The sequence below is a fragment of the Moorena sp. SIO4A5 genome (genome assembly GCF_010672005.1).
GTDB lineage: Bacteria > Cyanobacteriota > Cyanobacteriia > Cyanobacteriales > Coleofasciculaceae > Moorena.
This window is the reverse complement of record NZ_JAAHHZ010000085.1, coordinates 21,300-28,878: the sequence shown is the minus strand read 5'-3', so window position 1 is coordinate 28,878 and position 7,579 is coordinate 21,300. Positions and strand designations below refer to the sequence as shown.

Sequence of the window (7,579 nt, the reverse complement as noted above, 5' to 3'; positions counted from 1 at the left end):
TGATCTGGCTCTCGGACAAATCCGTCGAGGGATGCAACAATCTGATCGGAAAAACCGACAATATCCCCTTCGGGAGTGCCGGTATACATTTCTACTTCAAAGCCTTTGGATAGCAGCACAGTTTTTTCTAATGGGGAATGGTAAATTGGGAATCGGGTGTAGCGTTGGCCGTAGCTCTAGGGAGTTTATCTACCTTATCTAGCTATCAATCCTATCAATAACGACCAAAGAATTCCTCTGTCTTTAGTTTGCCATTAAAGCTTAAACTGGCGATAGACCTTGAGAGCAGCACGGTAAAGTAAAGAGTGGCGATAGATCAGGGCATCGAAATCATTTCCGTAGCCACCACCAATAACACTAGCGACTGGGATGCCCGCTGCTACACAGGTACTCAACACTTGGATATCCCGACGGTAGATTCCTGTGTCGGTCAAGGCTAATTTGCCCAAGTGGTCTTCTACATGGGGGTCAACTCCAGCATCGTAGAGGACTAAATTGGGTTTGAATCCTGAGAGTAAGTCCGGAAGATACTTGGCTAGAGTTTGTAGATAGGCATCATCATCTATTCCCTCTGGTAGGGGAACGTCTAAGTCACTTTTTTGTTTCTTGCTAGGGAAATTGACTTCACAGTGCATGGAAAAGGTGAAGACACTGTGGTCGTTTTGGAAGATAAAGGCGGTACCGTCTCCTTGGTGGACATCTAGGTCAACAATTAAAATTTTCTGAACTAGTCCCAGTTGTTGGAGGACACGGGATGCGATCGCTAAATCATTAAAGATACAAAACCCTGAGCCATAATTGGGAAAAGCATGATGGGTACCACCAGCAGTATTGAAGGCTAACCCTTGACTCAGGGCGAGTTTAGCGGTGAGAATCGTGCCACCTACGGCAGTACAAGTTCGCTTTACTAACGCTGGACTCCAAGGTAAGCCAATGCGTCGCACAGCTTTCGGGTCAAGGGTACCTTGACAGTAAGCTTGAACATAGGCGGGGGTGTGAACCAGGTGGAGCCAATCGAGTGGGGGAAGGTCTGGAGTGTGGAATTGTTGAGGAGTGGCAATGCCTTCTTGTAGCAGTAGTTGGTAGAGTTTCCCAAATTTAGGCATGGGAAAGCGATGCCCGTCTGGCAGAGGTGCGACATAGTCCTGGTGATAGACGATTGGCAAGTTCATGATCAGACAGGGTTTTCCAGCTCGCTACACTTTTTTTTATAATCATCAACCAAGTCAAAGGAAGCATAGCATGAATGACCCTTGGAATACTTTTAAGCAACAGCCTTGGCTACCTCTGTCGAAAGTAGCTGCTTTGACCACTGTGCTGGTAGTTGCTCTAGAGAACTTATTGATATGGGTCTTGACTCAATCAGAAACTTTCCGTCTGCTACTATTTTCTAGACCCCTAGCAATCATCTGGTTTATGGCTGCGGCTATAGGAGTTGGGGTGTTAGGAGTTTATATTTGTGAACGTTGGCAGTCCCAGGTATTCCTGAAGACCTCTAGTCTCTGGGCTTTAGTGTTGTGCCTTATCGTCGGTTTATTGCTCAAGTCCCAACTTCCCATCCCTTTTGGGTTAGTTGGGTTTTCCATGAATGCTGTGATTGGAGTAATCCTAGGGGTCTTTTGGAAAGGTCGTCCTTACTGGCGTTATTGGAATTAGTTGGAAATTTAGAATTTAGAATTTAGAATTTAGAATTTAGAATGGAGAATTTAGAGGTTGTCTGAGAAGTATCATTTGCTACATCAAAGCCCCCTAAATCCCCCAATTTTGGGGGACTTTTAGCCGCAAATTGATTCTTGTTCCCCCCAGAATTGGGGGGCTAGGGGGGCAAAATTCAGTATCAAAAAACTTTTCAGATATCCTCTTAGAATGAATAATTTATAGCAACCGAATTATAGTTTAGGACAAAGTATTTTGTTTGAAAGGGAGCAGAAATATTATGTGTTAAGCTTTACTACGACTGCTATACCTTCTATCTTAGATCTTCTACCTTCTATCTTAGAAATTTTGCATTGTACCTTGTTATTGTCAATTCTCAATTCTTAATTCTTAATTCTTAATTCTTAATTCTTAATTCTTAATTCTACATTCTATATACTGATTACTGTGACAAGTTATAGCGCAAACTTTCTAGATTATTACGACAGTTTATAGTATTAGGATTATTTGACCCTAACTTCTGTTCTGCAATCTCCAAAGCCTGGAAAAAGAGGGGTTCCGCTTCATGGTAACGCCCCTGAGCTTTGTAGAGATTTGCCAGGTTGTTGAGACTACTGGCTACATCATAATGGTCTTCACCCAGCAGCTGCTTATACATGTCCAAAGCCTGGACAAAGAGGGGTTCGGCTTCATGGTAACGCCCCTGAGCTTGGTAGAGATTTGCCAGGTAGGTTAGACTAGTGGCTACATCGCGATGTTCTTCTCCCAGGCGGCTTCTGGTTATCTCTAAACATTTCTCATACCAGGGTTCAGCCTGATCATAGGTACCTTGACCCTCAGAGAATCTTCCTAAGCCAGTAAAGGGCTCTATTAAATCTTCATCCCTGAGCCAGTCAGTTAAGACTGTGGCAACTTCTGCTAAATGAGGGATGGCCGGGCTAACTGCTGAAATCTGATCGCGAGTTGGTGTATAAGAAATTTCTTTTGCCACAGCCACAATTGTTTGACAAAAGCTTTCCTTATAGGAGTCGGCCTCTGGTAATTGAGCCAGCTTGGTCAGGAAAAATTCTCGAATTAGTGGATGGAGTTGATAGGTTTGCTGTTCAGTCAGTTGCAACAGATTACGATTGATCAAAGAGCGATTGGCCGTAGGCCACGCTACGCGATCGCGTAATTCTTCCAAGTCTTCTTGTGCTTCTTCCCAGTCATCCTCATCTTCAGTTTCGATAACACACTTCTCTACCAGTGACCACTCAAAAGGAGCTTGAGCAAACAGACTCAGACGACATCCCAACTGCTGGGCTTCTGGACAATCTTTCAAATCTTCCCAAGATAACTCAAAGGCTGCTGCTACTCCCAACTGGGCTGTCATTTCCCCTTCTTCTGTGGGATCAAGTAATGCCTTAGCTGCTAATTTCTTTTTCTCTAAACGTTTCTGAACTTTAGCAATGGTTAAGGTCGGATGTAGATCTAAATATCGTCCGACTAACTCCAAACCCAAAGGCAAATACCCCAACCATTTACATAACGCTTCTGCTTCGGTTAGTTCTTTCTCAATGCGCTCTTTTCCAACAAGCTTACGTAATAATTCTAATGCTGCCTCTGGGGATAGTACATCCAAGTCAATTCGTCGGTAAGAAGCCCCTGGACGCTGACGACTGGTGACCAGTACTTTGAACCGGGATTCAGCTGGAGGTAAATAGGGTTTAATTGTTTGTTGGTAGTCATTGCTGAAAGAAGCGACATCATCCAGCACGATCAATACTGTTCCTTCTGGCCAATGTCTCCAGCAGTATCTTACCTGCTCGTTGAACTCTAGTTCATCTGGAATAGTTAATCCTAATTCCGTACGCCCAAAACTAACAATTTGATTCCCCAGATCTAGCCCGCGCACTGGAAACCAGCACCTACCACCAGGGTAGTTATCCTGATAACTTAGAGCATATTGTAGAGCTAATTCGGTTTTGCCCACACCGCCCATTCCGGCAATGGCACAAATTGCTAATCGATCGGTCTGTTGAAGTTCCTGATGGAGCTGCTCAAGTTGATCGTCTCTACCCACAAAGTAGGGAGTGCCACGATTAGCAATGTTAGTGGGAGAATTTAATTTTTTTTTTCTTCCCGGTGCAATCGGTATAGTTAACTTTGCCAGAATTTCAAACGCAAAGGCACTGGCATTCTGTGCAGCTATTTCTTGCCAACCAGCAGCATCGGCTTCACTCTTGCTATCGATTAAATCAGAAATACCACGAATAATCAGTGCCGATACCTGGTGATTAGCATGAGCAGCTTGAAGCAAACCACTTCCTTCCATTTCCACTGCTACTGCATCACCATAGTTCTTCTGCAATAACTTAAAAGTACTGGAGTTCTTTGAAGCAACTACTTTTTCCCCAGCGGCGATCGGTGCGACTAAAACCCTAGGGGAGTCAACCGTAGAGTCAACAGATGTTAGTCTTTCTAACCAATCTGATTTTTTGGCTTCTGCTCTCGCTCGTTGAATCAGCTTATAGGATGCTTCTCCTACATCTGGTCTAGGTTCAAATTCTAGTGTGATTTTGCCAGATTCATAACCATATACTTTGGTAGCAGCTACCACATCACCGAGTTTGACATCTTTAATGCCTCCAGCTACTCCTACAAACAGAACAACATCAGGATCGAAGTAAGCGATCGCTCTTTCTGTTTCCATTGCTGCTCTGGTATTTCCTGGACCAATCTCAACAATTCCTACTTCCCAGGACTTACCATTATCTGAAAACTGTCCTAGTTCATAAACTGTCCCTTGTTCATGTTCTTCCTCTTGAAGATTGCTCAAATGAGCCTTAACAGCAATGTATTCAACAGGAATAGCGGTTAATATAACTGCCCGGTTCATAAATCTTTGCTAGTTAACGTCAGTCAGATGTAAGCAACTAATCATTACCTGGCTGTGATCTCAGGTTTTTTCCAAACTTGTTGAATCAGTTAAAAAATATAGTTAACTATATTGTATTATTTTTATGTCCATAAAATTCAATCTTGATTTAGTCTAACAAAAAAAATACAGGGAGTCGGGTAAAAAAATATCATAATTCATTTTATATACCTAAAACAACTTATCGGATATAGTTGATTTTTTTATTTCCTGTTTCCAAGGCTATCAGTAAATTAAATCCACAAAAAAAAGGAACGCTAACATTTTTACTATGTATCCCGTTTGCGATTATAACTTATACTTGATGGTGCGTTACGGGGCGGGCTATCCCAATAGTAGCTACAAAGTTAAAAGGCGAGCCAGCCCCTAACGCACCCTACGCACTAAATTCTTAATTCTACATTCTTAATTCTACATTTTCTTCGAATTACTCCTCAAAAAAAAATCCTACAAACCCTTGACAATTAAATTCATAATAGTTATGATTATATTTGTAAGCTTCAAGAGCAATTTTGAATTATGCCTGACAACTTTCGCCCAGATCCACAAAACAATCCTGAGGATATCAATCCTAGTAATACTCCTCAGGAACCTTCCCAAAAAAAATACCCCATTAAGCACATTTTGAAGGGGTCTCGCCGGGCAATAAACAACACCATGCATACCCTTTATGCACGGGGTTACGCCGAAATCTCCGAGTGGAGCCCCCTTCAGCCGACTGGAATTCCTGGCGAATTCATCACCATGATGACCAAGTATTTAAATTTAGGTTAAACTATTAAATTATAGGGGGGGTAACCCCCCTGGCCAAAGTATCAGTTTTGTTCACGTAGCGTGACCTTTGGTCAATCCTATGGGATCATTTCTGGATTGGTTTAGAAAGTTGAGGCATAACTAAAAAATCCTAGCCGTGGAAGGTTTTCTGCGGCTATTTTTTTTTGTTTAAGGTTAGAAGGTTAGAAGGTTGAAGGTTAGAAGGTTGAAGGTTAGAAGGTTTAAGGTTATTAAAGGTTGAAGGTTAGAAGGTTTAAGGTTAGAAGGTTTAAGGTTATTAAAGGTTGAAGGTTAGAAGGTTTAAGGTTAAAGGTTATGATATCGAAATTAGCGTTAATAACAATATCTGGTATTTCTCCATTTTTCCATTTCCCGATTTTCCCACACTTCCCTCTGTTTGCCTTTCTCTGGTGGGATTAGTGAGAGTATTGAATACGTACGAAATAAGTACTAGTTGATAAACAACTGTCTTGATCGAGTCACTGATATCATCTAAAGAATGAAGAATGTAGAATGTAGAATGTAGAATGTAGAATGTAGAATGTAGAATGTAGAATGTAGAAGGAACTCAATTCTCAATTCTCAATTCTCAATTCTCAATTCTCAATTCTCAATTCTCAATTCTTAATTCTCAATTCTCAATTCTCAATTCTCAATTCTTAATTCTTAATTCTTCATTCTCAATTCTTAATTCTTAATTCTACCAGACCCTACCTGAGTTTATGGGTTGACTTAGGGTTTCAGCCTGAGAGGGAGTAGTTGATTTTAAAACTGCGATCGCTTTTCCGTATTGAGGATCCTTGCTAGTGCCACGCCATCCCGGTTGACGAGATAGCTGTTGCCGTTGCTCAAGGGTCAACTCTTGGCGAATATCGGGCACAATTCCTTTTAAACTAATATCTTCACCACTGGGTAGGTAGTAACGAGAGACAGTCACCGTTAAACCTGAACCATCGGATAAGGCATGGACAGACTGGACAGCGGCTTTACCAAAGGTCCGAGAACCGATAACAGTAGCGCGTTTGTTATCTTTGAGAGCACCAGTTAGAATCTCACTAGCACTAGCCGAGTTACCATCCACTAGAATCGCTAAGGGCAGATTGGTCAAGGCCGTTCGATTAGCGGTGTATGCCTGTTTACCACCGATCCGGTCTATAGTGCTAACAATTTCTCCCTCTTGCATCCACATCCGGGCAATTTCAATACTCGAAAAAAGCAATCCGCCTGGATTTCCCCGCAGATCTAGGACATAAGCATTCACCTTCTGCTGATTTAGGTTCCTAATTGCCCGTTGCATTTGTTCAGCTGCATGGGAACTAAATTCATTTAAGCTAATATAACCCACTCGCAGATTCCCTTCTTGCTTGACGCTGTAACGAACAGAGGGGATTTCTATCTGAGCTCGGGTTAGTTGTATCTCAAAGATTCCCTGTCCTGGTCGAGCAATCCGCAAAGTCACTGATGTTCCCACTTTACCCCGGATTAGTCCCGACGCATCTTCGAGACTTAACCCTTTCGTAGATTTGCTATCTACAGCTAAAATCCTATCCCCAGCTTTAATACCTGCCTTAAACGCTGGGGAATTTTCAATCGGTTCAATGATCAACGGGGTCTCGGTCTGCTTTTCTATTTCCATGCGAATACCTACACCAGACAGTTCACCAACGGTTTGGTTTGTCAAGGCTTGGAACTTTTCTGGCTCTAAAAAGCGGGTGTAGGGGTCTTCTAAGGTTTTTAGGGCTTTCCGAATCGCTTTATAGGCTTCTTCCTTTGAAGCGTAGCTTCTGCTGAGGAGTTCGTGCCTAGTCGCTTGCCAGTCAACTTGGTTAAAGGTGTTATCGACATATTCCCGATTTACAGTTTGCCAAACTTCATCAACAATTGTTTTGGGGCTATCCTGAAATGCTACAACCACAGAGCTACCATTAATCGGTGTTGCCCAAGACCAAACTGCTGTGGTTGCGATCGCTCCAGTGAAAAGAACACGTTTGAGTCGGGGGAAGTTTTTCAGGGATTGTCTCATGGATATAAGGCGGCAAACTACTTAATTACTTAATCTATTTAGTGTTTTATAAATTCAACCATTATTGAGGTTTTTGTTAACCAGCTCTAGGATTGCCCATGGCTATGAGCTACTGAGACTACCTAGCTATTACTACTAATCCTACTGATGATAATAACGAAAAAAAATTATTTTATAGTTTTAGTTTCTGATCTGATATACTAAAGGAA

Annotated in this window: 5 protein-coding genes and 1 pseudogene; 2 read left to right on the top strand and 4 right to left on the bottom strand. The window is 42.1% G+C overall.

The window, feature by feature from the left end:
• Window positions 1-119 (bottom strand): annotated as a pseudogene (locus tag F6K57_RS23195) (putative glutamate--cysteine ligase); the annotation flags it as partial.
• Between the two features lie 135 nt (window positions 120-254).
• Window positions 255-1,172, bottom strand: a complete 918-nt coding sequence (locus F6K57_RS23190; RefSeq protein ID WP_293070893.1) for a histone deacetylase — start codon at window positions 1,170-1,172, stop codon at window positions 255-257.
• Window positions 1,173-1,242: 70 nt separating this feature from the next.
• Between F6K57_RS23190 and F6K57_RS23185 the strand changes: the two genes are divergently transcribed.
• Window positions 1,243-1,656, top strand: coding sequence for a peptide chain release factor 1 (locus F6K57_RS23185; protein WP_293035690.1), 414 nt, complete (start codon window positions 1,243-1,245; stop codon window positions 1,654-1,656).
• A gap of 442 nt (window positions 1,657-2,098) precedes the next feature.
• Here the strand turns inward: F6K57_RS23185 and F6K57_RS23180 are convergent, their stop codons facing one another.
• Entirely contained in the window at window positions 2,099-4,534 is a 2,436-nt protein-coding gene (locus F6K57_RS23180) for a tetratricopeptide repeat protein (protein ID WP_293070891.1), read from the bottom strand.
• A gap of 558 nt (window positions 4,535-5,092) precedes the next feature.
• Here F6K57_RS23180 and F6K57_RS23175 point away from each other — a divergent pair.
• Entirely contained in the window at window positions 5,093-5,347 is a 255-nt protein-coding gene (locus F6K57_RS23175; protein ID WP_293070889.1) for a hypothetical protein, read from the top strand.
• A 700-nt stretch (window positions 5,348-6,047) separates the two neighbouring features.
• Here F6K57_RS23175 and ctpB read toward each other — a convergent pair.
• Window positions 6,048-7,370 (bottom strand): carboxyl-terminal processing protease CtpB, encoded by a 1,323-nt coding sequence (gene ctpB / locus F6K57_RS23170; RefSeq protein ID WP_293027786.1) that lies wholly within the window; start codon window positions 7,368-7,370, stop codon window positions 6,048-6,050.
• Between the last annotated feature and the right edge of the window lie 209 nt (window positions 7,371-7,579).